This is a genomic window from Vibrio sp. MM46, from assembly GCF_027587135.1.
In the GTDB taxonomy this organism is placed as follows: domain Bacteria; phylum Pseudomonadota; class Gammaproteobacteria; order Enterobacterales; family Vibrionaceae; genus Vibrio; species Vibrio harveyi.
This window is the reverse complement of record NZ_JAPPTO010000085.1, coordinates 1-903: the sequence shown is the minus strand read 5'-3', so window position 1 is coordinate 903 and position 903 is coordinate 1. Positions and strand designations below refer to the sequence as shown.

Sequence of the window (903 nt, the reverse complement as noted above, 5' to 3'; positions counted from 1 at the left end):
TTGAGAATCCAGACTTGCAATCAGGTGTGAAGTGACGTCATCAACACTTGCTCCATCAAAATGGATATCTAATGTCGTTCCACCTTTAGAGATACTCAAGTTAGAGTCTGTTGCTCCATCTTGCGTAACTTCCACATGGTAATTACCAACATCGCCAGTGTGATCGCCCGACTTCAGATCATCCAGTAACGAACCAAGTTCGTCCTTAGATAGATCCTCGAACAAGTCAGAGAAATCAAGAGAGTCTTCGTTTGCATTGAAGTCTTTTACTGCATCAGTCTCATTTGCAACATCCACCCACTTGAAGATGTCTGCACCATCACCACCGGTAAGGATATCGTTACCCAAACCACCGATCAGGATGTCATCACCTATACCGCCGTCCAGCGTATCTGAGCCACCTTGCCCGAATAGGATATCGTCGCCTTCACCTCCAGACAGGTTATCCGCTCGGTCGCTTGAACGAGATTGCTCAAATTCAGCTTGGTTGTCAGTAATGTAGTTATGAACATCTTTCTCGGTAACAAGACCAACATCTTTACCTAATTGACCAGCAACATACTCTTGTAATGCAGATACACCTTGTTCATCACTAGAACCAAATCGAATTGCATCACCGAAGATAATATCGTCACCAGCTTGACTATCGATGTCATCTCTACCTTGAAGCAGAGCGACTTCCTTACCAAGGATAACTTCAGCCAACTGTGAAACATCAATGTTGGTTCGCACTGTATTGTCTGAGTCGTAGTTTTCGAGTGTGCTTGCGTCCAAGTTGTTACCAAGACCAATCGCATGCACTTCACTGAACTCTTCCAATGCTTTGTACATATTATCAGCTTGAGCGGTAACACTATTGCTGTAGTCATAGTAACCCGTGTTGCTGTACATGTAGCCAAGGCG

1 protein-coding gene is annotated in these 903 nt (G+C 44.5%); it reads right to left on the bottom strand.

What is annotated here, in order from left to right:
* The coding region (locus OH459_RS28010) for a calcium-binding protein (protein WP_443088667.1) at positions 1 to 903 on the bottom strand (903 nt) is incomplete at both ends.